Consider the following 26,729-nt stretch of genomic DNA (forward strand, 5'->3'; position numbering starts at 1 on the left):
ACGCGATTCTTCACATACCGGAGGGGGTGCTGTGATGAGCATGGAAAGTGGCATTCGCCGATATGCCGATGTATTCGCGGCGTCCTTCCGAGACGCGATCAATGCACGTGGATTGACCCTCGCCCGGCTGCACGAGCAGTTGCGCGCTCGCGGCAACAGCGTGTCGATGGCGACCCTCAGTTACTGGCGCTCCGGAGCACGCCGCCCCGAAGGTGCCCAGTCGATGGCCGCCCTCGGCGACATCGAGCAGCTTCTGCACCTCGAGCCCGGCTCCCTCACCGCTCTGCTCGGCACGACGAACCGCACAGGACCCCTCGGCCCCAATCTTTTCCCCCTCGACGAGCAGGAACTCGAGGAGGCCGTCAAAGAGGCGTTCGCCGCCCTCGGCGCCGAGTACCCCGACACGTCGCGCGAGCTCACGACGCACTCCGTGACGGACGTGGATGCCGCCGGCAACGTGTCGTACTCCATCACCCGCAGCATCGTGCAGTCGACCGTCGGGACGGTCGTGTCGATCCCGTTCCTGGAGATGACGCCGGGCATCAGCACGCCCGCCCCCTTCATCGAGGCTGTGGCCGGGGGACGGATCTCCGCGCGCTACTCGCATCCGAACGGCGAGGTGCATGGCGTCCTGTTCGAGCTCGACGTGCCACTGACCGCGCCGGGCACCGCGATGGTGGAGTGGTCGGTCGCCTACCCGCCCGACTATCCGCCGCAACGGGAGACGGGTCACGCCGTCGCTCGGCAGTGCCGAGAGCTGCTGGTATGGACGCGGTTCCACCCCGACGCACTGCCCGACCGCATCGAGGAGCGCGTCGAGACCCCGGACGGCTCGACGCTCACCGAGCTGTCTCTGGAGGGCCGCACGTCAGTGCACCAGGTGCGACGCGCATTCGGCCCGGGGCTTCTCGGCGTCGCATGGAGCTACGCGGACGGCGCTGACCCCGGCGCCTGACCCCCGGCGCCTGACCGCTCAGCCGGGCTGATCGCCGACCGCGACCGGGCGCCCCGGCGTGTTCGACCACTGGCTCCACGAGCCGGGGAAGACCTTCGCCTCGATGCCGATCTCGTCGAGCACCAGAGCGGTATGCGCCGCAGTGATGCCCGAGCCGCAATACGCCGCGACAGGGGTGCCCTCGGTCACGCCGACGGCCGCGAAGGTCGCCTGGAGGGTGTGCATGTCGAGGATCCGGCCCTCGGCGTCGAGATGAGCGGCCATCGGCACGTTGAGCGCTCCGGGGATGTGTCCGGCGACGGGATCGAGAGGTTCGTGCTCTCCGCGATAGCGATCGGGCGCACGCACGTCGAGCAGCACGCCCGAGTCGGCGAAAGAGGCAGCCTCGTCGATCGAGATCGCATCGTCGCCGATCTCGTCGAGAACCACATCACCCGGCTCCGCCTGCACGTCATCGCCTGCGACCGGGAGGCCCGCGGCCGTCCAGGCGCGGATGCCGCCGTCGAGCACGCGCACATCGACTCCGCCCTGGCGCAGCAGCCACCAGGCGCGCGATGCGCTGAGTCCCTTCGCGTCGTCGTACGCGACGACGATGTCGCCCTGGTTGACGCCCCATCGGCGCGCAGCATCCTGAAGCGTCTGAGTGGAGGGCAGCGGATGACGGCCCTCAGACGGCTCTCCGTGCGTGGCCAGCTCGGTCGCGAGCGGCACGAAGACCGCCCCGGGGATGTGCCCTGAGAGATAGTCGGCATGGCCGTCCGGCCGGTCGAGTCGCCACCGCACGTCGATCAGACGAAGGGGCGCCTCGGACTTCAGCAGTTCGTCCAGTTCGGCAGCGCTCACGAAATTGCTCATGAGGCGAGGCTATCGAGCGGGCGTTCGAATCACGCACCTGACCGTATTCCGTCGACATGTCGGACTGTTCGCGCGATTCGAAACGGGGGTGCGCACGGCGCTAGGCTCGAGCCGGCCGCGTCGAGAAAGGACAGCATGTCCACTCGACTCCGCTTCATGAGCCTGCGTCGGCAGGAGATCGCCCTGATCGCCGTCACCGCGGTATGGGGCAGCACGTTCCTGCTCGTGCACTGGGCGATGCAGCATTCGGGGCCGTGGTTCTTCGTCGGCATCCGGTTCCTGATCGCCGGACTGATCAGCGTCGTCATCTTCCGCCGGGCGCTGCGGGGCATGCGCTGGCGCGACATCGGCGCCGGCGTCGCGATCGGCGTGATGATCTATCTCGGATACGGGCTGCAGACCGTCGGGCTGCAGACCATCGACTCGAGCACGTCGGCGTTCATCACGGCGATGTACATCCCGCTCGTGCCGCTCGCGCAGTGGGCCGTGTTCCGCAAGCGCCCACCGGCGATGGCGTTCGTGGGCGCCGCTCTCGCGTTCCTGGGCCTGCTGTTCATCGCGGGTCCCGACGCCTTCGCGCTGACACTCGGATCCGGCGAGATCCTGACGCTCATCAGCACGCTGCCGATCGCGGCCGAGATCATCCTGATCAGCGTCTTCGCCGGAAGGATCGACCTCGGTCGGATCACGATCGTCCAGCTCCTCACCGCGGGCGCACTCGGCATTCTGACCATGCCGGTCGTCGGCGAGGGCCTGCCGGAGTTCTCCTGGATCTGGGTCGGCTGCGCGGTCGGGCTCGGGGCGGCGAGCTGCATCATCCAGCTCACGATGAACTGGGCCCAGAAGTCCGTCTCGCCGACGCGCGCCACGATCATCTACGCGGGCGAGCCTGTCTGGGCAGCCGTGATCGGGCGCATCGCCGGCGAGCGCCTGCCCCTCGCCGCGCTGATCGGCGGCGCGCTCGTGGTGCTCGGCATCCTGGCCAGCGAGCTCAAGCTCGTGCGGCGCCGCGAACCGGCACCCGCACCGGCACCGGCACCGGCACCGGCACGGAAGGCCGAGTAGCGGTTCAGCGCCGGCGGTAGTCCTCGTCGGTCACGTGCTCGAGCCACGTCGTGGTCTGGCTCGGGTCGTCCGCACCCTCGAGCAGCGCGAGGTGCTGCATGAAGCAGTCCTCGGCGGCACCGTGCCAATGCTCCTCCCCCGGCGGCGTGTAGATCGTCTCGCCCGGCCGCGCCTCGACGACGGTGCCGTCGCGCGTGCCGCACAGTGCAGTGCCCTCAGTGACGCGCAGGTACTGGCCGCGCGCATGCGAGTGCCACGCGGTGCGCGCCCCGGGCGCGAAGCGGACGAGTCCGCCCGACATCCGCTGGTCTGCGTCGTGCGGCGCGATGATCGGGTCGAGCCAGACGTCGCCGGTGAACCACTCGGGCGGGTTCTTCACCGTCGGGATGCGGTCTTCGATGTGCATGTCGTCTCCTGTGATCGGGTTGCCGACTGCCCGACTCAGACGGTGAGCAGGACTTTGGTGGCGCGGCGCTCGTCCATGGCGCGATACCCCTCGGCGGCTTCCTCGAGCGGAAGCGTGAGGTCGAACACCTTGCCGGGGTCGATCTTGCGGTCCCAGATGAGCTGGATCAGCTCGGGGAGGAAGCGGCGCACCGGAGCCGGGCCGCCGTGCAGGTGCACGCCCGAGAAGAAGAGCTCCTCGCCGGGCAGCGCGACGTCGTGCGAGACGCCGACGTATCCGACGTGACCGCCGGGCCGGGTCGCGCGGATGGCCTGCATCATCGACTCCTGCGTGCCGACGGCCTCGATCACCGAGTGGGCGCCGAGCCCGTTCGTGAGCTCTTTGATGCGGGCGACGCCCTCGTCTCCGCGCTCCTCGACGATGTCGGTCGCGCCGAACTCGCGCGCCAGCGCCTGGCGGTCGGCATGACGGCTCATGGCGATGATCCGCTCGGCGCCGAGTTCACGCGCGGCGAGGATGCCGAGCAGACCCACGGCTCCGTCACCGACCACGGCGACGGTCTTGCCCGGGCCGACCTCCGCGGCGACGGCCGCGAACCAGCCGGTCCCCAGCACATCGGATGCCGCGAGCAGCGACGGGATCAGATCGGCGTCGGGCTGACCCGGCGTCGCGACGAGCGTGCCGTCGGCGTGCGGGATCAGCGAGTACTCGGCCTGGGTTCCGAAGCGGCCCATCGGCACGACGTGCACGCAGCGCGACTGGTATCCGGCCTGGCAGATCTCGCAGGTGTTGTCCGAGGCCATGAACGAGCCGACGACGAAGTCGCCGACCTTCACGTTCTTCACATCGGCGCCGATCTCCTCGACGATGCCGACGTACTCGTGGCCCATCGGGTCGTGGTCGACCTCGTTCGCGCCCCGGTAGGGCCACAGGTCGGATCCGCAGATGCAGGTCGCGGCGATCCGGATCACGGCATCGGTCGGACGGGTGATGGTCGGGTTCTCGCGGTCCTCGACGCGAACGTCGCCGGGCGCGTACATGACTACTCCACGCATGAGTGGTGCTCCTTCGGTCTTGTGGTTCCAGTCAACTCCCGATCTCGCGTGCTCGGGAGGTTCTGAGAGAACTCCTCTCACGGGAATATCGGCGACGTCGGCGCGTTGCACCCGACATGATTGAAACTTCAACCGTCGTTCCGGTCGCCACCGAGCGGACGCGCGTGCGCGTGCCGATGCGCTTCGCCGACGGATTCTCCACCACGGCGGACGTCGTCACATTCGACGGTCTGATCGACGGCCGTGAGCACCTGCTGCTCGGGCTCGGAGACTGGAGGGCGGCGATGGAGCGGGCGGCGGACGGCGGCGACGCACCCCTCGTGCGCCCGCACAGCGAATGCCTGACCGGAGACGTGTTCGGCTCGGAGCGCTGCGACTGCGGCCCGCAGCTGCGGGAGGCCGTGGAGCGCATCGCCGAAGACGGCGGGTTCCTTCTCTACCTGCGTCAGGAGGGCCGGGGCATCGGCCTGTACGCCAAGCTCGACGCGTACGCGCTGCAGGATGCAGGGCTCGACACGTACGAGGCGAACGTGGCGCTCGGTCGCGGCGAGGACGAACGCGACTACACGATCGCCGCGCAGATGCTGCAGGCGGTCGGCGTCGACAGCATCCGCCTGCTGAGCAACAACCCTGACAAGGCTGCGCAGCTCGAGGCACTCGGCATCCGCGTCACCGAGCAGGTGCGCACCGGCGTGCACCTGTCGGACGCGAACCACCGCTACCTCGAGACCAAGCGCGACCACACCTCGCACACGCTCGACCTCTCCGCCGCGTGATGGCGGCAGCCGTGAGGGAGGCAGGCGCGATGAGCGAACGACGCCTCGATGACGACGAGATGGCGACCTGGCTGCCGACCATCCGCTTCGTGCAGCTGCTTCCGCAGGTGCTCGACCGCACCCTGAAGGCCGAGACCGGACTCAAGCACTCGCACTACGCGATCCTCGTGACGCTGGCAGGGCAGGGGGACCGCACGATACCGATGACCGAGCTCGCCCAGATCGCCGGACTCAGCCGCTCGCGCCTGAGCCACGCGATCGACTCGCTCGAGCATCTCGGCTGGGTGACGCGCACCTCGTGCAGCAGCGACAAGCGCACGCTGACCGCTGCCCTGACGGATGCCGGTCGCGAACTGCTCCGTGCGGCGGCGCCCGTCCATGTGGCGCAGATCCGCGAGCTGATCCTCGATCCCCTGACCGCCGAGGAGCGGGAACAGCTCGGCACGATCCTGACCAGACTGCTCCCGGGCGTCGCCGCCGCCCTCTGACGCCGATCAGGTCCCGGGCGCGACGCGGGCGAGATCCTCGCGCACGGAAGCCGGCTCGTCCGACAGCGGCATGGTGTCAGCATCCTTCGCGCTGTCGATGCCGTCGTCTGGCTCGAGAGCGGCGAAGAGCGGCTCGAGGTCGGTCTGCGCCGGCCCCCGTTCAGCGACCAGCTCGAACGTCTTGCCGTTCGCGGCCTCGGACGTCAGCGACGCCACCAGTACCTCGGCGAGCTGGGCGCGGGAGATCACGCCGTCTGCGGGGCTGCCCGAGGTGCGGGTGTCGCCCTGCAGGAGGTGCAGCTCGTGCTGGTCATCGTCGTTGAAGTCGAACCAGCTCGGGCGCACGATCGTGTACCCGTTGCCACTCGCGCGGACGAGCCGCTCGGCCCTACGCTTCCAATCGTGGGCACGGTTGCTGCGGTTGTAGGCGCCGTCTCGATAGGTCACCCCGATCGCCGTCATCAGCGCGATGCGCAGGGGGCGATTGCCCACAGCCTGGAGAACGTTGCGCACTCCGCCGTAGTCGACGTCGCGGTAACCCGCCTCCGCGCCATGCGTGCCGTGGGTGAAGATCACCGCGTCGATGTCTCGCACGGCGTCGGCGAGGCTCGCCGGGTCGGTCAGGTCACCGCGGACGGTGTCGACTCCGCCCTGACGGCTGAGGATGCGGATGCTGTGGCCAGCCGCCGTCGCGACGCGCGCGACATGGCGTCCGATGCTGCCGGTGCCGCCGACGAGCAGGATGGTCAGTGCGGTCATGGTTCTCTCCTCGATTCGAGTCGCGATGTCAGGCGCGGGCCCGGGTCTTGATCTCGGCCAGTGCGTTCATGAAACCCTCCGAGCATCCGCTCGCTCCGGCCAGGCGATCGAGAGCGATGACGTCGATCTGCTGCCCGACGATCTCGCCGGGGAGCGCGTCTGCGAACGCCTGCTGGTGCTGCAGCGAGGTCGGGTCCTCGGCGGGAGTGGTGATCGTGACCTCGGTCACGATGTCGTCCTCGATGGTCAGAGCGACGTCCTGGTGAGACGGCAACGATCCGTACCATCCGGTGGCCGCGTACTCTCCGTCTCGATAGTCGACCTCCGACGCATCCGGGGCGGGAGAGCTCTCGTCGATCGGACGCGGAGCGGAATCGGCGGCGCACGCTGCGAGAGAGACTCCTGCGACCAGCGCCCCGGCCACCCACGCGCCCGACCTGACGAGGTGACTCATGCCTCGGGGATCTCCCGGCCGAAGGTCTCGAGCGTGACGTCCTCGGGCTCCGGGCCGCGGCGCACACCGGTGTCGAGCGCATCGATGGCCTGCAGCTGCTCGTCCGAGAGCTCGAAGTCGAAGACGTCGAAGTTCTCGGCGATGCGGGCGGGGCGTACCGACTTCGGCAGCGCGGATCGACCCTGCTGCAGGTGCCAGCGCAGCATCACCTGCGCAGGCGACTTACCGTGCTCGGTCGCGATCGCCGTGAGGGTCTCGTCATCGAAGACCGATGCACCGTTCGGGCGGTACGCCGTGATGCCGCCGATGGGCGACCAGGCCTGCGTGACGGTGCCGGCAGCGGTATCCGCCTGCTGCACCTCGCGCTGCTGGAAGTACGGGTGCACCTCGATCTGGTTGATCGCCGGGACGATGCTCGTCTCAGCCGCCAGCTTCTCGAGGTGCTCCACCATGAAGTTGCTGACGCCGATGGCGCGCACCCGGCCGTCGGCGAGCAGAGTCTCGAGGGCCTTGTAGGCGCCGAGCGTGAGATCGAAACGCGTCGGCAGAGCCTGGTGCAGGATCAGCAGGTCGAGCTGGTCGACGCCGAGCTTGCCGGTCGACTTCTCGAACGCGTGCAGCGTCTCGTCGAAGCCGAAGTCGCTGATCCAGACCTTGGTCTCGATGAAGACCTCGTCGCGCGCGATGCCGGTGCGACGGATCGCCTCGCCGACCTCGCGCTCGTTGCCGTACGCGGCGGCGGTGTCGATCAGGCGGTAGCCGGTAGCGAGTGCGGTGCTGACGGCATCGACAGTCTCTTCCGGGGCGGCCTGGAAGACTCCGAAGCCGAGGGCGGGCATCTCGATGCCGTTGTTGAGCGTGATGTTCATGGTCATACCTCCAGTGTGCGAGTGGTCGCGGTGGTGAGGGAGTGCCTGGTGGAACCCCTCTCGGTGGTCTCCGCCCGCGACGCGCGCGGAGACGGAAGGATCAGTGCGAGGGCGAGCACGAGTGCGGCGACCAGGAACCCCGTCGCTGCGGTCAGAGTCACAGAGACCTCTCCGGCGAGCGCCGCCCGGGCGGTCGCCCCCGGGGTGTCTGACGCCGCCGCGATGGCGACGAGCATGCCGAGTCCGAGTGACATGCCGACCTGGTGGAACGTGTTGATGACGCCGGAGGCGGCGCCGGCATCCGCAGTCGTCGTGCCGGCGATGCCGAACGAGGTCATCGGCGCGAAGGCGAGCCCCTGCCCCGCTCCGATGAGGAGCATCGGCAGTGCGACGCCGGCGAGGTACGAGCTGTCGATGCGGAGGCGGCTGAGCCACAGCATGCCGCCCGCTGTGAGGAGGATGCCGATGACCAGCGGCACCCGGCCGCCGACGCGCGCGACGAGTCGAGGGATCGCGAGGGCGACCGCGAAGTTCACCAGAGTCATGGGCAGGAACGCGAGCCCCGCCTGGAGGGCCGTGAACCCCAGCACCCCCTGCAGGAACTGCGTCGTGAAGTAGAAGAAACCGATCATGGCGCCGAGGTAGGTCAGGCGCACGAGGTAGGCCCCGGTACGGATCCTGCTGCGGAACAGACGGAGCGGCATGATCGGCTGCGCCGCCCGAGACTCCGCGATCACGAATACCGCGAGCAGCAGGAGCGATGCCGAGAACGAGACGATCGTGACGGGGTCGCCCCATCCGGCTTCGGATCCGTGCAGCAGGCCGAACACGAGCGAGCCGATGCCGAGTGTGGAGGTGATCGCGCCGGTGATGTCGAACCGGCCGGGCGCTGCATCGGTCTCGGGGAGGAACCGAGGGGCGAGGACGATCATCGCGATGCCGATCGGGACGTTGATCCAGAACCCCGCTCGCCACGACAGCAGGGTGGCCGCGGCGCCGCCGACGAGCATCCCGAGGCTCGCCCCGATGCCGGCGGTCGCGGCGTACCAGGCGACGGCCCTGTCGCGTTGCGCTCCCTCGAAGCTCGCCGTCAGAAGCGAGAGCGCCGACGGTGCCACGATCGCGGCCCCCACGCCCTGCAGCGCTCGGGCCGAGATGAGCCACCACGCGGCAGGGGCCAGGGCGATCAGCAGAGAGGCGACCGAGAAGACGACCAGACCGAACACGAACACGCGTCGACGGCCGAGGATGTCGCCGGCGCGGGCCCCGAGAAGAAGGAGTCCGCCGAAGACGAGCGTGTAGGCGTCCTGCACCCACGCGAGCTCTGACGGGCCGAGTCCGAGGTCTGCGGCGAGCGCGGGCAGCGCCGTGAAGATCACCGAGTTGTCGAGCAGGATCATGAAGTAGCCGACGAGGATGATCGTCAGGATCGCCGCGCTGTTCCGGTTCTGTGTCATGAAGCCATTCGACGCCCGCTGCGCGGTCGGGGGCAGTGACAGCCGACCCCGGTACTGCCAGTACCTCCCTTCGCCGGTCGCGTGCGCGTACGGTCGATGACATGGACACCCGCAGCGAGGTGCGCGAGTTCCTCTCCACGAGGCGCGCACGCATCACCCCCGACCAGGCTGGCCTGCCCGCATTCGGCGGCAACCGCCGGGTGCCGGGGCTCCGCCGAGAAGAGGTGTCGCTGCTCGCCGGCGTCAGCGTCGACTACTACACGCGTCTAGAGCGGGGCGATCTGTCGGGCGTCTCCGACAGCGTGCTCGACGCGCTCGCCCGCGCCCTGCAGCTCGACGAGGCCGAGACCGCACACCTGTTCGACCTCGCCCGCACGGCGAACGCCTCACCGGTCGCCCGCAAGCCGCGCAAGAAGGTCGAGACGCTGCGCCCCAGCATCCTGCGCCTGCTCGACGCGATGACCGAGGCGCCCGCGATCGTGCGCAACAACTACTTCGACTACCTCGCGGCGAACGCGCTGGGCCGCGCCCTCTACGCGCCGCTCTTCACGACCCCGGTGCCGAACAGTGCGCGCTTCGCTTTCCTCGACCCGGCGGCGCAGGAGTTCTACCCCGAGTGGGAGCGCAACACCCAGGAGCTCGTCGCTGCGATGCGCGGCGAGGCCGGGCGCAACCCCTTCGACCGCAAGCTCACCGATCTCGTGGGAGAGCTGTCGACCCGCAGCGAGCGGTTCCGCACCCTGTGGGCGGCGCACAACGTGCGCTTCCACCGCAGCGGCGTCAAACGCATCAACCACCCGGTCGTGGGCGAGATGGAGCTCACCTACGAGGCGTTCGAGCTGCCCGCCGACGCCGGGTTGCAGATGTCGACCTACACGGCAGAGCCGGGAACAGCGTCGGCCGACAAGCTGCGGATGCTGGCGAGCTGGGCGGCGACGGACGCGGCCGTCGCCGCGCCCGAGACCGTGTCGCCGGAGCGCACCGAGGCCTGAGCGCGACCGTTCTGCTCTGAGCAGAACCGCTCGAAACCCCCACTGACGGCGGATTATCGTGAGGCATGGCCGACCTCGTCCCGTTCCCCCGCGCACCCCGCCCCGCCCGCCCTCGCCCGAGTGAACCCGAACCCCTGTGGCGCCAGATGCTCGGCGACCAGCTGCGGCGGCGACGACATGACCGCGACGAGACGCTGACCGAGACGGCCGAGAACGCCGGGCTCTCGCCGCAGTACCTCTCGGAGGTCGAACGGGGACTCAAAGAGCCGTCGAGCGAAATGATCGCGGCGATCGCCGGCGCCCTCGACACCTCACTGATCGAGCTGACGAGCGCCGTGGCCGCCGAGCTGCGTCAGGTGACGGCCGCTCCGGCATCCGCTGCCTTCTCGGCCGCACGCGGGGCCTTCGCCCTCGCTGCCTGAGCCATCGCGGGATCCCCGGTCGGAGTCTTCGGGCCGGGGCGTCGGCCAGATCTTCGGCCCCGGCCCGTGTCCTTGGCCCGTTTGCAGGACCACGGCACGTCTGCAGGAACAGATCGGCAGAATCACCCCGCACCCGTGCTTCGATCCTGCAGACGGCCGGCCGGGCATCGGGTCAGACAGCCCGCTCTCCCAAGACGGTGTCGATCAGCCCGTAGTCGAGAGCGGCGGATGCCGTGAAGACGCGATCCCGGTCGGTGTCGGCGCGCAGCTCGCTCAGCGACCGCCCACTGTGCCTGGCCAGGATCGACTCCATGTCCGAGCGCACACGCACGACCTCGTCGGCCGCCAGGATCAGATCGGGGATAGCCCCACGCGACTGCCCGGCCGGCTGATGCAGCACGATGCGGGCATGGGCCAGCGCGGCCCGCTGACCCGGCGCTCCGGCGGCGACGAGCAGTGCGGCGGGTCCGATCGCCTGCCCGACGCAGGTCGTCGCGACGGCCGGACGGATGTGCTGCATCGTGTCGTAGATCGCCAGAGCCGCCCCCGGGTCGCCGCCCTCGCTGTTGATGTAGAACTGCACGCCCGCGTCCTGACTGTCGGCATCCAGATGCAGCAGCTGCGCGATCAGCGCGTTCGCCACTCCCGCGTCGATGCCGGTGCCGAGATAGATGACCCGTTCGGCGAGCAGGTGCGAGTAGACGTCCATCACGCGTTCGCCCCGCGGATGCTGCGCGATGACGTTCGGGATCGTGTAGCCGCTCATGCGCTCGCCCCCAGTCCGACTCTGGCCCGTCTGCGCGGCATGAGATCGACCGACGAGTCGACGATCTCGTCGATGAACCCGTAGTCCTTCGCCTGCCCCGCGGTGTACCAGCGGTCATGCAGCGAGTCCTCGAAGATGCGCTCCATGGGCTGCCCGGTGTCGACGGCGATCAGTCCGAGCACGGTGTCGCGCATGTGCCGAAGGTCGTCTGCCTGGGTCTCGATCTCGCCCGCCGAGCCGCCGATGCCGGCAGACCCCTGATGCATGAGGATGCGCGCGTGCGGCAGCGCCCTGCGCTTGCCCTTCGTGCCTGCCGAGAGCAGGAACTGCCCGGCGCTGCACGCGAGTCCGAGCGCCAGGGTCGCCACGTCGTTCGGCACCAGCGTCATGAGGTCGCGGATCGCGAGCATCGACGGCACGGAGCCGCCGGGCGAGTGGATCCACAGGGCGATGTCGGTCGTCGGATCCTCGGCCGAGAGGGTGAGCAGCTGCGTCATCAGCAGCGTGCCGTTGTCGTCGTCGAGGGCACCGTCGAGCACGAGCACGCGCTCGTGGAACAGCGCCCGTCTGGCCTCGGGTCCGAAGTGCGGGATGGGGGTCTCTTCGCTCATGGCCTCAGCATCCGCCGTTTCGAGTCCGGTCGGAACCGGATCCGCCCTCGGCAGATCCGCCCCGGGCAGAGCGACCGCCGACATGCACGGATGTGCACGCGTAACACCGCCGACTCACGATGCTCCTACCCTCGAAGCATGGCGAAACAGCAGACACCCGAGTGGCAGTGGTCCGAAGACGGCATCAACTTCCGCACCCGCAAATGGGTGAAGCCGGAGGACCTCAACGCGAACGGATCGCTGTTCGGCGGCAGCCTGCTCAAGTGGATCGATGAGGAGGCCGCGATCTACGCGATCGTGCAGCTGGGCAACTACCGCGCGGTGACCAAGCACATCTCCGAGATCAACTTCGAGGCCTCAGCCGTGCAAGGCGACCTGATCGAGATCGGCCTGCAGGCGACCCACTTCGGCACCACCTCGCTGACCATGCGCGCGGTCGCCCGCAACATGATCACCCGCAAGCGCATCCTCACGATCGAGAAGATCGTGTTCGTGAGCCTCGACGAGGACGGCACGCCGACCCCCCACGGGTATGACGAGATCACCTACAACCGCGATCGGATGCCGACGGAGCGCATCGCCACAGGCACGATCCGCCTGCCGTAGAGCCAGGCTCCGGCATCCTCTCGCCCTGCGTCTCACGCGCGCGGAAGGAGATCTCCCGTATCGAAGGACGATCGTGCGGATCGGGTCCTTCGGAACGAGAGATCTCCTTCGATGCGTGCGGCGTCAGTCCGGGATGCCGCTCAGACGCTCCGACGGTGGCTGACGCGGTGGCCGATCCAGAAGCCGACCGCGATGAGTCCGGCCAGCGTGACGACGAGCATCCAGGGCAGCATCGACGGCGCAGCGCCCGCCGTCGCGGTCGCGAGTGTGCCGGAGCCGTCGGCGATCAGGCCGTTGCCGTCTGCGAGTTCCGATGCACCCGCCTCGAGCTTGTCACCGCCCTCCGCCAGTTCGCCGGTGCCTTCGGCCACAGTCGCAGCACCCTCCGAAAGCTCGCCGACGCCGGTGCTCAGGTCTGACGCACCGACCTTCAGCGTCTCGGTGCCCTCGGCCAACGCGGTCGCGCCCTCGTCGAGGCTCGCCGCACCGGCGCTGAGTCGCGCCGAACCGTCCTGCAGCGACACGGCGCCATCGGCGAGAGTGTCGAGACCAGCGGCGAGCCGATCCGCGCCGGCCCACAGTTCTGCGGTGCCCGCCTTCAGAGGCTGCAGTCCCGTGGCCAGCGCGAGCGCGCCTCCCGAAAGCTGCGAGGCTCCGTCGCTCAGTGGCTGCACGCCGTCGGCGAGCTTCAACGCACCGGCGGATACCGCTGAGGCGCCTGCCTTGAGCGTGCCCACACCGGACTCGAGCGTCGAGGCGCCGGCGGCGAGACCGGAAGTGCCGGCCTTCAGCTGCTGCACCCCCGCGACGAATGCCGGGGCCCCTGCGGTCGGGTCTGCCAGCGCGACCGTTCCCGGCCATCCCTGTGCGGCATCGCCGTTGACCAGCGCATTCGCACCGCCGGCGACCAGCTGCGCTCCGGCGGCGGCCTGGATCGTCCCCTGCGCGAGCACGGGTGCCGCGGCGGCCGCTCCGGCGATCCCGTCGACCTGAGCATCCACTCCGGCGGCGAGAGCAGCGAGCTGCTGCATCTGCGCGTTCGTCGGGTCTGCCGCAGCGAGCTGGGAGAGCGCATCGGCCAGCTGCTGCGCGTTCGCGGGGGCACCGTCGGCCGCCTCGGTGATCGCCGCGGCGTTCTCCGGGCTGGCGAGCGCCTCGAGCTGCGGCGTCACGGCGCCGGTGATCGTCGAGCTGAGCTGGTTCGCCCCGCCGAGCACCTGACCCGCGACCTGGTGCGCGCCGGCGACCCCGGCGGCGAGATTCGTCGCTCCATCGAGCACCGACTGGGCTCCCGCGTCGACCTGCTGCGCGCCCGTCGTGAGGTCCTGGGCGCCGTCGACGAGCGACTGGGCTCCGCCGTCGACCTGCTGTGTTCCTGCTGCCACCTGCTGAGCGCCGTCGAGAGCGGCCTGGGCTCCGGAATCGATCTGCTGCGCACCGGCCGAGACCTGCTGCGCACCGTCGAGAGCGGACTGCACACCGGCATCCGCTGACGTGAGTCCTGATTCGAGACGCTCGGCGCCGGTCAGCGCCGACAGTGCTCCGGCGCTCAGCCGAGCAGCCCCGGACGCGGCGTTCGAGGCGCCGATCGCGAGAGTGTCGGCACCTACGGCGAGCGCGGCGGCGCCGGTGGAGGCGCTCTGTGCACCCGTGGCGACCTTCTCCGAGCCGACGTGGGCGCTCGTCGCTCCCGCCGCGAGCTGCTCCGTGCCGGCGGCGAGCTCGTCGGCCCCCGCAGAGAGATCACCGGCACCTGCGGCGAGGTCGGCCGAGCCGTCTCGTGCGGTGGTGGTGCCGTCGGCGAGTTCCGCGGCACCGGCCGCGATCTTGCCCGTGGTCAGGAAGAACAGGATCACCATCGCGGCCAGCAGCAGGCTGAGCACGATCACGGCTATGCGCATGCCGATTCCGTGCGCGTGGGGCTTTGCACTCATCATTGAGGACTCCCGGGGGTCAGTGGCGTCGTTGCCACCGGCGAGTGTATGGGCGGGTTCTCAGGATTCGCACAGGTTTGCTCCTCGGAACTAGATCCCGTCGAGCGTGAGACTCAGTTCCTTGTAGCTGTTCGACAAACGTCTTGACCTCACGCCCACGGACGGGCGGATGCCGCCGTGCCCTCCGCCCGCGACAGCGCGGCGAATGCCTGCGCGAGGTCGGCGATCAGGTCGTCGACGTTCTCGAGACCGATCGACAGCCGCAGCACATCAGCGTCGGGGCGCGCCTCTGCAGGCACGGGCCGGTGCGTGAGCGCGGCCGGATGCTGGATCAGCGAATCGACGCCGCCCAGCGACACGGCGTGGGTGAACAGCGACGTCGATGAGGTGACTGCGGATGCCGCGGCATACCCGCCCTGCATCCGCATCGCGATCATGGCCCCCGTGCCCCGCATCTGGCGCTGGATGATGCCCTGCGGGTCGTCGTCGAGTCCGGGATAGAACACCTCGGCGATCTCGGGACGGTCGATCAGCCACTGCACGATGCGGCGAGCGCTCTCCTGCTGCGCCCGCATGCGCACCGGAAGGGTGGTGAGCCCGCGGTGCAGCAGGTAGGCGCCGAGCGGGTGCAGCAGACCGCCGGTCACGGCACGCACACGACGGAGCGCCTCTGCGGTCTGCTCGCCGCAGGCCACCACACCGGCGATCACGTCACCGTGCCCGCCGAGGTACTTCGTGGCACTGTGCAGCGACATGGCCGCCCCGTGGTCGAGGGGATTCTGCAGCACGGGCGTCGCGAAGGTGTTGTCGACGACCACCGGCACGACTCCCGCCTGCGCCACCACCGCCGCGATGTCGGCGATGTCGAGCGTCGGGTTGGCGGGAGTCTCGACCACCACGAGCCCCGTGTCCGGGCGGATGGACGCTGCGACCTCGGCAGGGTGGCAGTAGGTGGTCTCGACTCCCAGCAGGCCGGAGCCGAGCAGGTGGTCGGTGCCGCCGTAGAGGGGGCGCACTGCCACCACGTGGTTCTTCCCCGCCGCGGGGCCGTGCGCGAGGATCACCGCGGTCATCGCCGCCATGCCCGATGCGAAGGCGACGGCGGCCTCGGCGTGCTCGAGCTCGGCGAGTGCGTCTTCGAACCGCCCCACGGTGGGGTTCCAGAGCCTGGCGTAGACCATGCTGCCGTCGGCGGGCGGACGCCCACCCGTCGCCATCGCCTCGTACGAGTCACCACCGCGCTCGATGTCGGGCAGCGGGTTGGTCGTCGACAGATCGATCGGCAGCGCGTGGACTCCCAGTGCGTCGAGGTCTGAGCGGCCGCTGTGCACGGCGACGGTGTCTGGATGCAACGGTGCAGTCATGTCTGCCACGTTGCCCGAAGTGCGATGGATGCGCAGAAATTCGACAGAATCCGTCGGATCCTGAGTCGTTCTCGATATTCTGAGCAGAGAAGCGATACCAGGAGGTGCGGGCTTTGGCGAAAGCACAACTCGACGAGGTCGATCTCGAGATCCTCGCCGTGCTCACCCGCGATGCCGAGGTCACCAACAAGGCGCTCGCGCACGGGCTGGGTCTCGCCGAGTCGACGTGCGCCCACCGCGTGCGCGCCCTGCGTGAGCGCGGGATCATCCGCGACACCCGCATCCGGGTCGACGGGTCGGCCCTCGGTCTGCCCCTGCAGGCGATCATCAAGGTGCGCCTGGCGAACCACACGGGCCCCAAGGTCACCGCGCTCTTCGACGCGCTCGCGGCGATCCCGCGGGTGCTGCAGGTGTTCCACGTCGCGGGCGTCGACGACTTCCTCGTGCACGTGGCGGTGCAGGATGCCACCGCCCTGCGCGACATCGTGCTCGAGCACATCACGGTCCACCCCGTCGTTCGCGGCACCGAGACGCAGCTGGTGTTCGAACTCCGCGACGGGGCCGGCCTGCTCGCGCGCTGAGCGGGTCGTGGGCGAGGATGGACACGTCTGCCGAGCAAGGGAGCCCAGAATGAGCCGCAGCGCCACCGCAGCCACGACCGCGATCAGAGAGATGCGCGACTTCCTGTTCGCGAATGCGACGGACTACGCGGCGGCGCGCGAAGGGTTCGTCTGGCCGAGGCCCACCGAGTTCAACTTCGCGCTCGAGTGGTTCGATGTCATCGCCGACGAGACGCCCGACCGCCCGGCCGTGCAGATCGTCTCGGCCGATCTCAGTCTCGAGTCGTGGACCTACGGAGAGCTGTCAGCCCGCTCGGATCAGGTCGCTGCCTGGCTGACCGGCCTCGGCGTCCGACGCGGCGACCATGTCATCGTGATGCTCGGCAACACCATCGAGCTGTGGGAGGTGATGCTCGCCATCACCAAGATCGGCGCGGTGTCGATCCCGACGTCGACCCTGCTCTCGGCATCCGACCTCGCCTACCGCGTCGAGCACGGCCGGGCGCGCGCGATCGTCACGCTCGGCAGCCTCGCCGAGCGCATCGCCGACATCGACGCCGACGTGCTGCGCATCGGCGTGGGCGACGGCGTCCCCGCCCAATGGACGCGGTTCGATGGCTCATCCGACGCCCCGACGGCCTTCGATCCGGACGCCGCCACACCGGCCGACGACACGGCCCTGCTCTACTTCACGAGCGGCACCACCAGCCGCCCGAAGCTCGTGCAGCACACTCACGTCTCGTATCCCATCGGACATCTGTCGACCATGTGGTGGCTGGGTGTGCGACCCGATGACGTGCACCTCAACATCTCGTCACCGGGGTGGGCGAAGCATGCGTGGTCGAGCTTCTACTCGCCGTTCCTCGCCGAGGCGACGGTGTTCGTCTACAACTACGACAGGTTCGACGCGAACACCCTGATGCAGGTCATGGACACACACCACGTCTCCACGTTCTGCGCTCCGCCGACGGTGTGGCGGATGCTGATCCAGGCCGACCTCGCGCGACTCACCCACCCGCCGCGCGAGCTGGTCGGAGCGGGCGAGCCGCTGAACCCCGAGGTCATCGACCGGGTGCGCGCGGCGTGGGGCGGCACGATCCGCGACGGCTTCGGGCAGACCGAGATGACGGCCTGTGTGGGCAACTCCCCCGGTCAGGTCGTGAAGGTCGGCTCCATGGGACGCCCGTTGCCCGGGTATCCGGTCGTGCTGCTCGACCCCGCCACCGGAGAGATCGCCGAGCACGAGGGCGAGATCGCGCTCGACCTGACCCACCCTCCGGTCGGGCTCATGGCCGGGTACTACGACGATCCGGACAAGACGGCCGAATCCCGCGTCGGCGGCTTCCATCACACCGGAGACATCGCCCAGCGGGATGCCGACGGATACCTGACCTACATCGGCCGGGCAGACGACGTGTTCAAGGCCTCCGACTACAAGATCTCGCCGTTCGAGCTCGAATCGGTGCTGCTGGAGCACGACCTCGTGATCGAGGCGGCGGTGATCCCGAGCCCCGACCCGACGCGACTCGCGGTTCCGAAGGCGTACGTGTGCCTGCACCCCGACGCGGTCGGCGCTGAAGCCGACGCCGCCCGCTCGATCTTCGCCTACGCCCACGATCGTCTGTCGTCGCACCTCTGGGTGCGGATCATCGAGTTCGTGCCGGAGCTGCCCAAGACGATCTCGGGCAAGATCCGCCGCGTCGAGCTGCGCGCCAGAGAGGCCGAGCGCGTCACCTCAGGAGACGAGGCCGCACAGCACCGCGACCGCGACTACCGCTGAAGAGCTCTCAGCCTGCCAGTGCGGGCTGACTGCCCGTGCTCGGCGTCACCGTCGTGCCGCGCGGCACGACGACCGGATCCGGTGCGTCGACGAGTGCCTGGACGCGCGCGGCACGGGCAGCTTCTCGTGCCGGCTCACCCGTGTTCACGATGCCGCGACCCACGGCTCCGATCACCAGCATCGCGACGAGCGCCCCGCCTGAGATCAGCAACGGCATCCACTGATTCGCGAACGATGCCGTGGAGCTGAGCATCGCGCTCGGAATCCACAGACCGACCGCTCCGCCGGCGAGACCCGCCGCTCCGCGCATGATCGCGATTCCTGCGATGAGCGCACACAGCGCTGCGAGCACAGCGCCCACCACTCCGATCGGCACCAGAATCGATGCCAGTTCGCTTGCCACCCTTGACGATGTCATCACGACCCCCCGGTCTGCGGAATCTCCGCACTACCAACATTACGAAGTGTCGGCATGCTGGACATCCATCTCAAGGATGATGTTCCGCAACCGTGACGGGCTTGTTCAGCGCCTCGTCAACCGCGCGAAACGTGAGGTCCTGACCACTCGCACCGGCTGGGTGACGACCGCATCGACGACCATCGAGCCGTCCGTCGGCCCGATGATCGCCATCGTCGAGGTCTCCGTGGCCTCGATGGGGTCGACGCGCATGCGGCCGAGCGCGCGGTGAGCGCGCACGTAGGCCGGCACCAGCAGCACGATCGCGCCCAGCCAGGCGAGAGGGTTGCTGAGCGCGACGCCCTCGAAGCCGATGAGCGCGCCCAGCACGATGGCGGCCCCCACGCGCATCACCAGCTCGATCACTCCCGTGACCGTGGGCACGAGGGTGTGGCCGAGGCCCTGCAGCGCGCCACGGAGCACGAACAGCACGCCCAGCGCCCAGTATCCGCATCCGTTGATGATCAGCATGAGGTGCGCGAGTTCGACGACCCCATCCGCCGCCGCGCCCTCGCCGACGAACAGCCGCACCAGCGGCGCCCCGAACGCGATGATGACGCCTCCGAGCGCGATGCCGGCGGCGATCGCCATCCAGGTGCCCTCCACGACACCGCGGCGGATGCGGTCGGGTCGGCGTCCGCCCAGGTTCTGCGCCGTGTACATCGACGAGGCGAGACCCAGCGACGAGAGGAAGGCCACGGCGAGGCCGTCGACACGGGACGCCGTCGTATAGGCGGCGACAGCCTCGGAGCCGAGGGTGTTGAGGGCCACCTGCACGACGAGCGTGCCGATCGCGATGATCGAGGCCTGGAAGCCCATCGGCAGGCCGAGGCGCAGGTGCTCTCGGATGTCGTCGCGGGTGACGCGCCGGTCGGCACGACGCAGGTGCAGCATCGGCAGCCGGCGACGCACGAACTCGAGGCACAGCACGACCGACACGGCCTGGGCGACGACGGTCGCGAGAGCCGCACCGGCCACGCCCCAGTCGAGCGGGCCGACCATGAGGATCACGAGTCCGACGTTGAGCGCACACGACACCGTGAGGAAGATCAGCGGAGTGCGCGAGTCGCCGATGGCACGGATGATCGCCGAGAGGAAGTTGAAGAACATCGTCGCGCTGGCGCCGATGAAGCTGATCTGCGTGAAGATCGTCGCCTCGGCCATGAGCTCGTCAGGCGTCTGCAGCAGGGCGAGCGTCGGCGCCGCGATCAGCGGCGCGACGATCGTGAGCACAACGCTCGTGATGCCGGTCAGGATCACGCCCGTCGCGACCGAGCGACGCACCGCTGCGCCGTCTCCCGCGCCGAACGCCTGCGCGATCGGGATAGCGAAACCGCTCGTCAGGCCCCAGGCGAAGCCGATCAGCAGGAACAGCAGGCTGCCGGTCGCGCCGACGGCGGCGAGGGACTCGACGCCGAGGTGCCGGCCGACGACGACGACATCGGCGAACTGGTACATCTGCTGCACGACATTGCCGAGCAGCAGGGGGATCGAGAACGACAGGATGACACGCCACGGGCGGCCCGTGGTGAGAGAGGTGGCCATGGTGGGAGCGGCTCGCAGAACTGGGGGGATGATCGGGGGTCGAACCAGGATATCGAATCGATTCGGTTAACTGCCATCCCCGATCGGCCATTACGGTCGGAAGGATGCCGCAGCGGGACGCGGCGCCCAACACCGGAGGTTCGAGCGATGACGACAGAGAGAACACGGGGATCCGTCGGGGTGGACGGAACCGCCGACGGCGACGACCAGCACCTGAAGAGGGCCCTGAGCAACCGTCACATCCAGCTGCTCGCGATCGGCGGCGCCATCGGCACCGGCCTCTTCATGGGCAGCGGCAAGACGATCTCGGTCGCCGGCCCCTCGGTGATCTTCGTCTACATGATCATCGGCTTCATGCTCTTCTTCGTGATGCGGGCGATGGGCGAGCTGCTGCTGTCGAACCTCAAGTACAAGTCGTTCAGCGACTTCGCGAGCGACCTGCTCGGCCCGTGGGCCGGCTTCTTCACCGGATGGACGTACTGGTTCTGCTGGGTCGTCACCGGAGTCGCGGATGTGATCGCGATCGCGGGGTACACGGACGCGCTGATCCCCGGCATCCCGTTGTGGATCCCCGGCGTCCTCGTGATCGTCATCCTGCTCGCACTGAACCTGCCCACCGTCGCCGCGTTCGGCGAGATGGAGTTCTGGTTCGCGCTGATCAAGATCATCGCGATCGTCGCGCTCATCGTCACGGGTCTTGTGATGATCTTCACCGGCTTCCAGCACGATGCGGGAACCGCGAGCTTCAGCAACCTGTGGGACCACGGCGGCATGTTCCCGCACGGCTTCATGGGCTTCGTCGCCGGGTTCCAGATCGCCGTGTTCGCGTTCGTCGGCGTCGAGCTCGTCGGCACCGCCGCGGCCGAGACCAAAGACCCCGAGAAGAACCTGCCCAAGGCGATCAACGCGATCCCGATCCGCATCCTGCTCTTCTACGTGGGCGCGCTCATCATCCTGATGGCGGTCACCCCGTGGACCGAGTACGTCGCCGGCGAGAGCCCGTTCATCGCGATGTTCGCCCTCGCGGGTCTCGGCATCGCGGCGACGGTGGTGAACCTCGTCGTGCTGACCTCGGCCATGTCGAGCGCCAACTCGGGCATCTACTCGACGTCGCGCATGGTGTTCGGCCTCGCGCAGGACGGCGACGCCCCGCGCGTCTTCGGCCGGCTGTCGAAGCGACGTGTGCCGCAGAACGCTCTCTTCTTGTCGTGCATCCTGCTGCTCTCGGGCGTCGTGCTGCTCTATGCGGGCAAGGACATCGGCACCGCGTTCGACATGGTGACCACGGTCTCGGCCGTGTGCTTCATGTTCGTCTGGACGATCTTCCTCTGCAGCTACCTCGTGTACCGCCGTCGGCGGCCGGAGAAGGTCGCAGCGTCGAAGTTCCGCATGCCGGGCGGCATCTTCATGGTCTACGTGGTGCTCGCGTTCTTCGTGTTCATCCTCTGGGCGCTCACGACGCAGCCCGACACCCTTATCGCGCTGCTCGTGACGCCGATCTGGTTCGTGCTGCTGCTCGTCGCCTGGATGTTCGTGCGCACGTCGCAGAACCATCTGACCCGTCACGCGGAGCACATCGCGTACCTGCGCGACGACTCCCCGGAGTAGTCCTGGACGGCCGTGGGAGGTTCTGACAGCCCCTCCCTCATCGTCGAGGCCGCGCGTAGCGTCGGTCTCGACGAAAGGACACGCAATGCACACTCGCACACTCGGACAGGGCCTCGAGGTCTCCGCCGTCGGGCTCGGATGCATGGGGATGTCGCAGAGCTACGGGCCGAACCCGGGCACCCGCGACGAGATGATCGGCGTGCTGAGGTCGGCTCTCGACCTCGGCGTCACCTTCTTCGACACCGCGGAGGTCTACGGCCCCTATGTGAACGAGGAGCTGGTCGGCGAGGCTCTCGAGCCCATCCGCGACCAGGTCATCATCGCGACGAAGTTCGGCTGGCGCATCGAAGACGGCAAGAGCGTCGGGCTCGACAGTCGGCCGGAGCAGATCCGTCGCGTCGCCGAGCAGTCGCTGCGTCGCCTGCGCACCGACGTGATCGACCTCTTCTACCAGCACCGTGTCGACCCGGATGTGCCGATCGACGACGTCGCAGGCACGGTAACCGAGCTCATCGCCGAGGGCAAGGTGAGGCACTTCGGGCTGTCCGAGGCATCGGCCTCGACGATCCGCCGGGCCCACGCCGTGCAGCCCGTCACGGCGCTGCAGAGCGAGTACTCGCTGTGGACGCGCGACCCTGAGGCCGAGATCCTGCCCACACTCGGCGAGCTCGGCATCGGCTTCGTGCCGTTCAGCCCGCTCGGCAAGGGGTTCCTCACCGGCACGGTCGATCGCACCACCTCATTCGCCGACGGCGACATCCGCGGCACGATCCCGCGCTTCAGCGAGGAGAACCGGGCGGCGAACGAGGCGCTGGTCGGCCACGTCGCCTCGCTCGCGGAGTCCAAGGAGGCCTCCCCCGGCCAGATCGCCCTCGCGTGGCTGCTCGCTCGGGAGCCGTGGATCGTGCCGATTCCCGGCACGAGGCGCACGTCGCGGATCGCCGAGAATGCGGGAGCCACCACGGTGGCCCTGTCGGCCGACGAACTCGCCGACCTCGATCAGCTCGCCGACCGGGTCGGCGTGCAGGGAGATCGGTACAACCCGCAGCAGATGTCGTTCGTCGACCGCTGAGTCGACCGCTGAGCAGCGGCGTGCGCTGGGTAGTCTGAGGCGGATGACTCCGCCCCGCACCTACCCGGCCACGATCGCCGCGCCCGTGGAGCATGAACTCATCATCAAGAAGTCGCGGTTCATCGCGACCGTCGAGCCGGTCACCTCGGTCGAGGACGCGGATGCCGTGATCGCACGCCTGCGCAAGCAGTGGTGGGATGCGCGGCACAACTGCAGCGCGATGGTCACCGGCCTGCTCGGCGATCAGGCCCGCTCGTCGGATGACGGTGAGCCGTCCGGCACTGCGGGGGTGCCGATGCTCGAAGTGCTCAGACGGCGCGAGCTGACGGACGTCGTGGCAGTGGTGACCCGCTACTTCGGCGGCGTGAAGCTCGGCGCCGGCGGGCTCGTGCGGGCCTACTCGACCGCTGTCTCCGAAGCCCTCGATCTCGCATCGCTCGTGCACCGGCAGTCCCTGACCCAGGTGACGATCGACGTCGCGCAGGCGGATGCCGGACGCTTCGACAACCTTCTGCGCGACTGGGTGCCGCGTCACGGCGCGACGCTCGGCGAGCCACGATACGCGGCGCTGGCGACTCTCGAGGTGTGGGTGCCCGCGCAGGAGATCGACCGGCTCGCGGATGACATCGCAGCGGCATCCGCCGGTTCCGTGATTCCGGTGATCGGCGTGGAGCGCGTCGTCGACGTGCCGGCCTGACCCCGGCCGACGCGCCCGGCTGATCCACAACAGCATCCGGATATTCTGGATGCCGCGATCTCGGAAGGAGAGCGATGTTCGACAGCCCGCTCTCGGCTTCCGCCTATGAGATCCTCGGCGTGGACCCGACCGTCGACGACGGCGAGCTGCGGCGCGCGTATCGCCTGCGCCTGCGGCAGACCCACCCGGACACGGGCGGAGACGCGGCCGTCTTCATCCAGGTGCAGCGAGCGTGGGAGCTGATCGGCACCCCCGAGGGCCGCGCCGCCTACGACCGTCGCTCGGGTGCGCACCCCGGCATCCCGGCCGAGCCGGAGTGGAACGGCTGGCGACCGCAGTCGGCCGCCCGCACGGACACCCGCCCTCGAGCTCGCTCCTACGGGCATCCCGGCGGGTGGCGCCGCGAGCGCTACCTGTCGCTGATCCGCGAATGGGCCGGCCGTGGCGTCGAGGTACCCGACCCCTATGACCCGGCGCTCGTGCGCTCGGCCCCGCGCGACCTGCGACGCCTGCTCGCCGATGCTCTCGCCGAAGAGGCGACCGCCCGCACGGTGAGCGCGCTCGGCATGGGCTTCACGGTGTGGCACGACGTCGCCACAGGAGCGGATGCCGACGACAAGCTCGACCATGTCGTGCTCAGCCCCTCGGGCCTCTACGGCGTCATGTCGGAGGACTTCGGCGGAGTCGTCGGGTTCCGTCGGGGCGAGATCACCGGCCCGAGTCTGGGCACACGCGCGCCCGTCACCGCCGCACTCTCGCGCATGCGCACCGTGGCCAAGGCCGCGCGGGTGAAGTTCGGCGGACTGATCATGGTGCTCCCCGACGACGATCTCGCGCAGGCCGTCACCCCGCTCGGCAGCAGCCGCGGCGTTCCCGTGGTCGTCGTGCGTCGCAGCGCGCTCGCGATGGTGCTGCGCCAGGGAGTCCCCGGTGCCCGCGCCATCGGCGGCAACGAGCTGTTCGACGTGCGCACACGCCTGCAGCAGACCGTCACCTTCGTCTGACCCCGGCCTCCCAGAACGAGGGACTCCCGGCATCGACTCGGCGGGAGTACCCTGCTCGCATGGCTACGCCCGCGGCGACGATGGCATGGATGCTCGATGCCGATCCGGCCCTGCGCTGGCAGGTGGAGCGCGACCTGCTCGGCGCCCCGGCCGATGTCTGGAGGTCCACGCGAGCTCGGGTGTCGACGGAGGGTTTCGGGGCCGCACTCCTCGCCGCGCAGGATCCGGACGGACGCTGGGACGGAGGGGCGCACTTTCCCGGCGACTTCTTCGGAACTGCGGAGGCGGAGCAGCCGGGTCAACCGTGGACTGCCACGAGCTGGTCTCTGAATCAGCTCCGGGAGTGGGGGGTGCCCGCGGCGGCGCTCGGCGACACCGCGGACCGTCTCGCACGCAACTGCCGGTGGGAGTATGACGACATGCCCTTCTGGGGTGGCGAGATCGACGTGTGCATCAACGCGTTCACCCTCGCGAACGGCGGATGGCTGGGGGCCGACGTCTCGCGACTGGTCCGATGGTTCCCGGAGCACCGGCTCGCCGACGGAGGGTGGAACTGCGAGGCGGAGGAGGGCGACTCGGTCCGATCCTCGTTTCACTCCACGCTCAACGCGCTCCGCGGGATGCTCTCCTACGAGCTCGCGACCGGGGACACGTCACTGCGATCGACGCGGCACGCCGGCGAGGAGTACCTCCTCCGAAGGCAACTGATGTTCCGTGCATCCACCGGCGAGCTCGTGGACGGGTTCGTGGTCCGTTTCGTCTACCCGAGCAGACATCAGTACAGCGCTCTGGCGGCGCTCGACTACTTCCGCGACGTGTCACAATCCGACCGAACCGCCCGAGACCCGCGAACGGATGCCGCAGTCGAGCTCGTGCGCGCGGCGCGACAGGCAGATGGATCCTGGCTCCAGGGCCCGCCGCTGGAGGGGCGGACGTGGTTCGCCGTCGATGCCGCGGAAGGCGCCCCGTCGCGGTGGCTGACCCTGATCGGGACGCGGGTCCTCGAGTGGGCAGATGGGGGCTCCTCCCCCGACGCATGATCCCGTCGGTTGTGACGGGCCTTGACCGCGGTTGTCAAACCGGTTTACACTCGCTTCACCCGCATTCGTCAAACCGGTTTAATCGTGCCGTGCCGAGTGTTCAGGGATCAACCCGGAAGTTCCACGAGGAGGTGGCATGAGCCGCACGACGATCGCCGACGTCGCCCGCGAGGCCGGCGTCACCAAGGCCACCGTCTCGCACGCGATGAGCGGCAAGCGGCCCATCTCCGACGACACCAGGGCCAAGGTGCTCGCCGCCGCAGAGAAGCTCAACTGGGTGCCGAGCCAGAGCGCCCGCGCGCTGGCCACGCAGAAGGCCAATGCGCTCGCCGTGGTGCTGGCCCGTGACCCCGAGGTCATCGCCAACGACTCGTTCTTCCCCGCGTTCATCGCGGGCGTCGAATCGGTGCTGGCTGAGACCGAGACGGCGCTGATCCTGCAGGTCGTTCCCGATCGGGCGGCCGAGGAGCGCGCCTACCGATCCCTCAGCCACGGCCGCGCCGATGGCGCCCTGCTGCTCGACCTGCGAGACGACGACTGGCGCGTGCCGCTGCTCGAAGAGCTCGACCTCCCTTCGGTGCTGGTCGGCGCCTACGAGCAGCCGACCCGATTCTCGTGCGTGCGCACCGACGATGACGCACCGGTGCGCGAGATCATCGCTCACCTGCGCGCCGAGGGTCACGAACGCATCGCTCACGTCTCGGGTCCGCTCGACTACGTGCACTCGCGCGTGCGGGCCGATGCCTACACCGATGCCGTGGGCGGCGATGCCCTGCTGCGCGAGGGCGACTTCACCGCCTCGAGTGGCCGGGAGCGCACCGCCGAGCTGCTCGCGCTGCCCGATCGCCCGACCGCCATCCTCTATTCCAACGACACCATGGCGATCGCCGGGCTGTCGTTCGCGCGGTCGAGCGGCCTCAGCATCCCCCGCGATCTCGCGATCGCCGGCTTCGACGACGACCATCTCTCGGCCCACCTCTCCCCCGCGCTCACGAGCGTCTCGTCGGGCCCCGCCGCGCGAGGACGCGCTGCCGCCCGCCTGCTTCAGGCCGACATCCTCGGCGCCGAGCCGCGCACAGAGGTCGTCGACTGCAACGTCGTGCACTTCCGGGAGAGCACAGCCCGCTAGACG

At 69.2% G+C, this 26,729-nt stretch carries 28 protein-coding genes; 15 read left to right on the forward strand and 13 right to left on the reverse strand.

The features are described from left to right. Nucleotides 1–34: 34 nt before the first annotated feature. A complete protein-coding gene (locus tag ASF87_RS05610; protein ID WP_056374822.1) occupies nt 35–955 on the forward strand; it encodes a hypothetical protein in 921 nt (306 codons plus the stop codon). 18 nt (nt 956–973) lie between these two features. Here ASF87_RS05610 and ASF87_RS05615 read toward each other — a convergent pair whose 3' ends face one another. Beyond that, nucleotides 974–1,810, reverse strand: a complete 837-nt coding sequence (locus tag ASF87_RS05615) for a sulfurtransferase (RefSeq protein ID WP_056374824.1) — start codon at nt 1,808–1,810, stop codon at nt 974–976. A gap of 135 nt (nt 1,811–1,945) precedes the next feature. Here ASF87_RS05615 and ASF87_RS05620 point away from each other — a divergent pair, with 135 nt between their 5' ends. Then, nucleotides 1,946–2,875, forward strand: a complete 930-nt coding sequence (locus ASF87_RS05620; protein ID WP_056374826.1) for a DMT family transporter — start codon at nt 1,946–1,948, stop codon at nt 2,873–2,875. A gap of 4 nt (nt 2,876–2,879) precedes the next feature. Here the strand turns inward: ASF87_RS05620 and ASF87_RS05625 are convergent, their stop codons facing one another. Together ASF87_RS05625 and ASF87_RS05630 are read right to left on the reverse strand one after the other, a co-directional pair. After that, on the reverse strand, nt 2,880–3,281 hold the full coding sequence (locus ASF87_RS05625; protein ID WP_056374828.1) for a (R)-mandelonitrile lyase: 402 nt from the start codon (nt 3,279–3,281) through the stop codon (nt 2,880–2,882). Between the two features lie 35 nt (nt 3,282–3,316). Beyond that, entirely contained in the window at nt 3,317–4,336 is a 1,020-nt protein-coding gene (locus ASF87_RS05630) for a zinc-dependent alcohol dehydrogenase family protein (RefSeq protein WP_056374830.1), read from the reverse strand. Between the two features lie 116 nt (nt 4,337–4,452). Between ASF87_RS05630 and ASF87_RS05635 the strand changes: the two genes are divergently transcribed. After that, complete coding sequence (locus ASF87_RS05635) at nt 4,453–5,112, forward strand: GTP cyclohydrolase II (protein ID WP_056374831.1); 660 nt, start codon at nt 4,453–4,455, stop codon at nt 5,110–5,112. Between the two features lie 29 nt (nt 5,113–5,141). After that, nucleotides 5,142–5,600, forward strand: coding sequence for a MarR family winged helix-turn-helix transcriptional regulator (locus ASF87_RS05640; RefSeq protein WP_056374833.1), 459 nt, complete (start codon nt 5,142–5,144; stop codon nt 5,598–5,600). Nucleotides 5,601–5,606: 6 nt separating this feature from the next. Here the strand turns inward: ASF87_RS05640 and ASF87_RS05645 are convergent, their stop codons facing one another. The 4 genes from ASF87_RS05645 to ASF87_RS05660 are packed head-to-tail and all read right to left on the reverse strand — an operon-like array spanning nt 5,607 to nt 9,139. After that, the gene (locus tag ASF87_RS05645; protein ID WP_056374835.1) at nt 5,607–6,359 is read right to left on the reverse strand and encodes an SDR family oxidoreductase; all 753 of its coding nucleotides are present in this window, start codon (nt 6,357–6,359) and stop codon (nt 5,607–5,609) included. Nucleotides 6,360–6,387: 28 nt separating this feature from the next. Then, entirely contained in the window at nt 6,388–6,813 is a 426-nt protein-coding gene (locus ASF87_RS05650; protein WP_056374837.1) for a hypothetical protein, read from the reverse strand. After that, nucleotides 6,810–7,682, reverse strand: a complete 873-nt coding sequence (locus ASF87_RS05655; protein ID WP_200933743.1) for an aldo/keto reductase — start codon at nt 7,680–7,682, stop codon at nt 6,810–6,812. Before ASF87_RS05655 ends, ASF87_RS05650 begins: the two co-directional genes overlap by 4 nt. Nucleotides 7,683–7,684: 2 nt before the next feature. Beyond that, entirely contained in the window at nt 7,685–9,139 is a 1,455-nt protein-coding gene (locus tag ASF87_RS05660) for an MFS transporter (RefSeq protein ID WP_056374841.1), read from the reverse strand. 35 nt (nt 9,140–9,174) lie between these two features. Between ASF87_RS05660 and ASF87_RS05665 the strand changes: the two genes are divergently transcribed. Together ASF87_RS05665 and ASF87_RS05670 are read left to right on the forward strand one after the other, a co-directional pair. Then, nucleotides 9,175–10,131 carry a helix-turn-helix transcriptional regulator gene (locus ASF87_RS05665; protein WP_327037338.1) on the forward strand — a complete coding sequence of 319 codons (957 nt, stop codon included), beginning with the start codon at nt 9,175–9,177 and terminating at the stop codon, nt 10,129–10,131. Between the two features lie 65 nt (nt 10,132–10,196). Continuing rightward, on the forward strand, nt 10,197–10,553 hold the full coding sequence (locus ASF87_RS05670; RefSeq protein ID WP_056374844.1) for a helix-turn-helix domain-containing protein: 357 nt from the start codon (nt 10,197–10,199) through the stop codon (nt 10,551–10,553). A 172-nt stretch (nt 10,554–10,725) separates the two neighbouring features. Here ASF87_RS05670 and ASF87_RS05675 read toward each other — a convergent pair whose 3' ends face one another. Then, a complete protein-coding gene (locus tag ASF87_RS05675) occupies nt 10,726–11,319 on the reverse strand; it encodes a ClpP family protease (protein WP_056374846.1) in 594 nt (197 codons plus the stop codon). Then, nucleotides 11,316–11,930, reverse strand: coding sequence for a ClpP family protease (locus tag ASF87_RS05680; protein ID WP_056376358.1), 615 nt, complete (start codon nt 11,928–11,930; stop codon nt 11,316–11,318). Before ASF87_RS05680 ends, ASF87_RS05675 begins: the two co-directional genes overlap by 4 nt. Nucleotides 11,931–12,068: 138 nt before the next feature. On the opposite strand from ASF87_RS05680, the gene ASF87_RS05685 reads away from it, so the two are divergent. Continuing rightward, the gene (locus ASF87_RS05685) at nt 12,069–12,536 is read left to right on the forward strand and encodes an acyl-CoA thioesterase (RefSeq protein ID WP_082041096.1); all 468 of its coding nucleotides are present in this window, start codon (nt 12,069–12,071) and stop codon (nt 12,534–12,536) included. 140 nt (nt 12,537–12,676) lie between these two features. Here ASF87_RS05685 and ASF87_RS05690 read toward each other — a convergent pair whose 3' ends face one another. Both ASF87_RS05690 and ASF87_RS05695 read right to left on the reverse strand, forming a co-directional pair. Beyond that, entirely contained in the window at nt 12,677–14,470 is a 1,794-nt protein-coding gene (locus ASF87_RS05690; RefSeq protein ID WP_162238672.1) for a hypothetical protein, read from the reverse strand. Nucleotides 14,471–14,619: 149 nt separating this feature from the next. Continuing rightward, nucleotides 14,620–15,834 carry a trans-sulfuration enzyme family protein gene (locus ASF87_RS05695; protein ID WP_056376359.1) on the reverse strand — a complete coding sequence of 405 codons (1,215 nt, stop codon included), beginning with the start codon at nt 15,832–15,834 and terminating at the stop codon, nt 14,620–14,622. A gap of 104 nt (nt 15,835–15,938) precedes the next feature. Between ASF87_RS05695 and ASF87_RS05700 the strand changes: the two genes are divergently transcribed. Together ASF87_RS05700 and ASF87_RS05705 are read left to right on the forward strand one after the other, a co-directional pair. Further along, the gene (locus tag ASF87_RS05700; protein ID WP_235558876.1) at nt 15,939–16,415 is read left to right on the forward strand and encodes an Lrp/AsnC family transcriptional regulator; all 477 of its coding nucleotides are present in this window, start codon (nt 15,939–15,941) and stop codon (nt 16,413–16,415) included. Between the two features lie 49 nt (nt 16,416–16,464). Beyond that, nucleotides 16,465–18,174, forward strand: a complete 1,710-nt coding sequence (locus ASF87_RS05705) for an AMP-binding protein (RefSeq protein WP_056374852.1) — start codon at nt 16,465–16,467, stop codon at nt 18,172–18,174. Between the two features lie 7 nt (nt 18,175–18,181). Here the strand turns inward: ASF87_RS05705 and ASF87_RS05710 are convergent, their stop codons facing one another. Beyond that, nucleotides 18,182–18,577: a hypothetical protein gene (locus ASF87_RS05710; RefSeq protein WP_056374854.1), complete on the reverse strand. Its 396-nt coding sequence runs from the start codon at nt 18,575–18,577 to the stop codon at nt 18,182–18,184. Nucleotides 18,578–18,697: 120 nt separating this feature from the next. Beyond that, nucleotides 18,698–20,176, reverse strand: a complete 1,479-nt coding sequence (locus ASF87_RS05715) for an MATE family efflux transporter (RefSeq protein WP_056374856.1) — start codon at nt 20,174–20,176, stop codon at nt 18,698–18,700. Between the two features lie 147 nt (nt 20,177–20,323). Between ASF87_RS05715 and cycA the strand changes: the two genes are divergently transcribed. The 6 genes from cycA (at nt 20,324) to ASF87_RS05745 (ending at nt 26,726) form a co-directional block, all read left to right on the forward strand. Beyond that, entirely contained in the window at nt 20,324–21,784 is a 1,461-nt protein-coding gene (gene cycA / locus ASF87_RS05720; protein WP_056374858.1) for a D-serine/D-alanine/glycine transporter, read from the forward strand. An 85-nt stretch (nt 21,785–21,869) separates the two neighbouring features. Beyond that, the gene (locus tag ASF87_RS05725; RefSeq protein ID WP_056374861.1) at nt 21,870–22,856 is read left to right on the forward strand and encodes an aldo/keto reductase; all 987 of its coding nucleotides are present in this window, start codon (nt 21,870–21,872) and stop codon (nt 22,854–22,856) included. Nucleotides 22,857–22,899: 43 nt separating this feature from the next. Beyond that, entirely contained in the window at nt 22,900–23,553 is a 654-nt protein-coding gene (locus tag ASF87_RS05730; protein ID WP_056374862.1) for an IMPACT family protein, read from the forward strand. Nucleotides 23,554–23,627: 74 nt separating this feature from the next. Next, on the forward strand, nt 23,628–24,557 hold the full coding sequence (locus ASF87_RS05735) for a J domain-containing protein (protein ID WP_042540447.1): 930 nt from the start codon (nt 23,628–23,630) through the stop codon (nt 24,555–24,557). Between the two features lie 59 nt (nt 24,558–24,616). Continuing rightward, on the forward strand, nt 24,617–25,597 hold the full coding sequence (locus ASF87_RS05740; RefSeq protein ID WP_056374865.1) for a hypothetical protein: 981 nt from the start codon (nt 24,617–24,619) through the stop codon (nt 25,595–25,597). A 136-nt stretch (nt 25,598–25,733) separates the two neighbouring features. Then, the gene (locus ASF87_RS05745) at nt 25,734–26,726 is read left to right on the forward strand and encodes a LacI family DNA-binding transcriptional regulator (protein ID WP_056374867.1); all 993 of its coding nucleotides are present in this window, start codon (nt 25,734–25,736) and stop codon (nt 26,724–26,726) included. Nucleotides 26,727–26,729: the final 3 nt, after the last annotated feature.

This window comes from Microbacterium sp. Leaf161 (assembly GCF_001423645.1).
GTDB lineage: Bacteria > Actinomycetota > Actinomycetes > Actinomycetales > Microbacteriaceae > Microbacterium > Microbacterium forte.

What these genes read in the sequence shown, in the direction of transcription:
- ASF87_RS05635 (WP_056374831.1), top strand. Translation starts at nt 4,453, where the DNA reads ATGATTGAAACTTCAACCGTCGTTCCGGTCGCCACCGAGCGGACGCGC.
- ASF87_RS05745 (WP_056374867.1), top strand. Translation starts at nt 25,734, where the DNA reads ATGAGCCGCACGACGATCGCCGACGTCGCCCGCGAGGCCGGCGTCACC.
- ASF87_RS05725 (WP_056374861.1), top strand. Translation starts at nt 21,870, where the DNA reads ATGCACACTCGCACACTCGGACAGGGCCTCGAGGTCTCCGCCGTCGGG.
- ASF87_RS05650 (WP_056374837.1), bottom strand. Translation starts at nt 6,813, where the DNA reads ATGAGTCACCTCGTCAGGTCGGGCGCGTGGGTGGCCGGGGCGCTGGTC.
- ASF87_RS05685 (WP_082041096.1), top strand. Translation starts at nt 12,069, where the DNA reads ATGGCGAAACAGCAGACACCCGAGTGGCAGTGGTCCGAAGACGGCATC.
- ASF87_RS05705 (WP_056374852.1), top strand. Translation starts at nt 16,465, where the DNA reads ATGAGCCGCAGCGCCACCGCAGCCACGACCGCGATCAGAGAGATGCGC.
- ASF87_RS05610 (WP_056374822.1), top strand. Translation starts at nt 35, where the DNA reads ATGAGCATGGAAAGTGGCATTCGCCGATATGCCGATGTATTCGCGGCG.
- ASF87_RS05640 (WP_056374833.1), top strand. Translation starts at nt 5,142, where the DNA reads ATGAGCGAACGACGCCTCGATGACGACGAGATGGCGACCTGGCTGCCG.
- ASF87_RS05740 (WP_056374865.1), top strand. Translation starts at nt 24,617, where the DNA reads ATGGCTACGCCCGCGGCGACGATGGCATGGATGCTCGATGCCGATCCG.
- ASF87_RS05625 (WP_056374828.1), bottom strand. Translation starts at nt 3,281, where the DNA reads ATGCACATCGAAGACCGCATCCCGACGGTGAAGAACCCGCCCGAGTGG.
- ASF87_RS05680 (WP_056376358.1), bottom strand. Translation starts at nt 11,930, where the DNA reads ATGAGCGAAGAGACCCCCATCCCGCACTTCGGACCCGAGGCCAGACGG.
- ASF87_RS05645 (WP_056374835.1), bottom strand. Translation starts at nt 6,359, where the DNA reads ATGACCGCACTGACCATCCTGCTCGTCGGCGGCACCGGCAGCATCGGA.
- ASF87_RS05690 (WP_162238672.1), bottom strand. Translation starts at nt 14,470, where the DNA reads ATGAGTGCAAAGCCCCACGCGCACGGAATCGGCATGCGCATAGCCGTG.
- cycA (WP_056374858.1), top strand. Translation starts at nt 20,324, where the DNA reads ATGACGACAGAGAGAACACGGGGATCCGTCGGGGTGGACGGAACCGCC.
- ASF87_RS05715 (WP_056374856.1), bottom strand. Translation starts at nt 20,176, where the DNA reads ATGGCCACCTCTCTCACCACGGGCCGCCCGTGGCGTGTCATCCTGTCG.
- ASF87_RS05630 (WP_056374830.1), bottom strand. Translation starts at nt 4,336, where the DNA reads ATGCGTGGAGTAGTCATGTACGCGCCCGGCGACGTTCGCGTCGAGGAC.
- ASF87_RS05730 (WP_056374862.1), top strand. Translation starts at nt 22,900, where the DNA reads ATGACTCCGCCCCGCACCTACCCGGCCACGATCGCCGCGCCCGTGGAG.
- ASF87_RS05620 (WP_056374826.1), top strand. Translation starts at nt 1,946, where the DNA reads ATGTCCACTCGACTCCGCTTCATGAGCCTGCGTCGGCAGGAGATCGCC.
- ASF87_RS05660 (WP_056374841.1), bottom strand. Translation starts at nt 9,139, where the DNA reads ATGACACAGAACCGGAACAGCGCGGCGATCCTGACGATCATCCTCGTC.
- ASF87_RS05695 (WP_056376359.1), bottom strand. Translation starts at nt 15,834, where the DNA reads ATGACTGCACCGTTGCATCCAGACACCGTCGCCGTGCACAGCGGCCGC.
- ASF87_RS05735 (WP_042540447.1), top strand. Translation starts at nt 23,628, where the DNA reads ATGTTCGACAGCCCGCTCTCGGCTTCCGCCTATGAGATCCTCGGCGTG.
- ASF87_RS05615 (WP_056374824.1), bottom strand. Translation starts at nt 1,810, where the DNA reads ATGAGCAATTTCGTGAGCGCTGCCGAACTGGACGAACTGCTGAAGTCC.
- ASF87_RS05675 (WP_056374846.1), bottom strand. Translation starts at nt 11,319, where the DNA reads ATGAGCGGCTACACGATCCCGAACGTCATCGCGCAGCATCCGCGGGGC.
- ASF87_RS05670 (WP_056374844.1), top strand. Translation starts at nt 10,197, where the DNA reads ATGGCCGACCTCGTCCCGTTCCCCCGCGCACCCCGCCCCGCCCGCCCT.
- ASF87_RS05655 (WP_200933743.1), bottom strand. Translation starts at nt 7,682, where the DNA reads ATGAACATCACGCTCAACAACGGCATCGAGATGCCCGCCCTCGGCTTC.